This window comes from Mesorhizobium sp. M1396 (genome assembly GCF_040317725.1).
Lineage (GTDB): Bacteria > Pseudomonadota > Alphaproteobacteria > Rhizobiales > Rhizobiaceae > Mesorhizobium.
Window position 1 is genome coordinate 1 of the sequence record NZ_JAMYLA010000139.1, and the last position, 1,508, is coordinate 1,508.

Sequence of the window (1,508 nt, forward strand, 5' to 3'; positions counted from 1 at the left end):
GGGCTAGCGTGCGCACACATTTGCTTCGGGGTCAGTTTGGTTTGGCAAGGGCGAAGCCGTCTGCGATGGCGTGGAAGCGCCTGAGGCCGTTGCAGAAGGTGATGGGCCCCGGTGGTCGCTCCTTTGCATAGCCGTTCCAGCCTCCCAGACGCGCGATACACCAGGCCGCCCATGCGAGGCTGTGTGATGGATGCGGGTTCTTCTGCCTTTCGGTTTTGCCCTCGAGATTGTCGATCAGCCTTTCGAGAACGGTGACCTCGGTTGAGCCGAAGAGGCGAGCCGCCTTGACGGTGTGGCCAACTGCACCGCGCCCGTGCACGAGCTGCATGACCCTGGTGGCGGCAATCAGAGCGGTTGCGGCCAAACGTTCGAGTGCATCGCCGTCGGCAAGCAGGCTTTCCTCCAGATCGATGGCCTGTGACTTCAAGGTCCGGAACAGCTGTTCGATGATCCAACGCTTGCGGTAGAGATCGACGACAGCGATGGCATCGGCGAACGTGTTGACGGTGTGGGTGGTCAAAAGCCGCCAGACCACCGCATCCTTGGGGGAAGGCGGATCAATCTCGCGCACTTCCACGATGTTGAGCGGAAGTTCGCGGGGATCGCGGGGGTCGGCGCCAAGGCGTGGCTGGCGCAAAGTGACCGCAGCCAGGCGAACGGCCAAGCTGACGGTGCGCGCCGACCGGCCGGGACGTGCCTGCAGATCAAAGGCGATACGACCGACTTCCGGCGTCCTGGCGATCTCGCTGAACAGACGGCCCTGCTCGCCCAAAGCCCGATCCCGCACGGCACGGATGAGCACATGCGTGCGCGCGTCAGGCAGCCTTGCAAACACCTCGTAGATATCGGCCTCGCGGTCGCCGATCACGGTGACAAGCGGCGTATCGGTCAGCGCCCGGCACGCTGCTTCGGCGGTGGCGATCCATTTGTAGCTTTCCTTGGCTTCGATCGGCAGGGCTTGATAATTGTCCTGCTTGCGCCCCTCGCGTCGCCAGATCGTGGCGGCCGCAAGGCCCAAAACGCTGCCGTCCACGGCATCCACCGCCAGCGCCGGATGCACGAACAGCCCGACATCCTTGCCGTTGCCGACACGGCCAAGGCCTCGCTTGCGCGAAGCCTTGGCCTCATAGTTGATCTCGCTGCTGTCCTCGATGATCAACACGTGGCGCCCGGCGGCCGCTTCGGCCGTTCGTGCCGCCGCCGTGCGCAGGATCTCCCGCACCGTCACGTGGGGATTGCGAAATAGGCGCGTGAAGGCGACCTTCTCGGCGCGCGTATCGGCAAGCCGGCGCATGCCCGCGCTAAGGCGCATGAACATTCGCTCCAGCACCATGCCCCCCTTTTTTGCAGGCGCAGGTCACCGAAGTATCCCAGACAGGTCTTGGCCATCGTCGAAACCTCCAGAATCAACAATGCCAGCTACAGAATCACAGACGATTCAACTTCTTCAACCCCTATCTGGCGCCTTCAAGAACTGCGCCGAAGCAAATGTGTGCGCACGCTAGCCC

1 protein-coding gene is annotated in these 1,508 nt (G+C 63.3%); it reads right to left on the reverse strand.

Annotated elements, in window-relative coordinates; genetic code table 11:
- Positions 1-31 precede the first annotated feature (31 nt).
- Positions 32-1,312, reverse strand: coding sequence for an IS4 family transposase (locus NKH02_RS34300; RefSeq protein ID WP_352884253.1), 1,281 nt, complete (start codon positions 1,310-1,312; stop codon positions 32-34).
- Between the last annotated feature and the right edge of the window lie 196 nt (positions 1,313-1,508).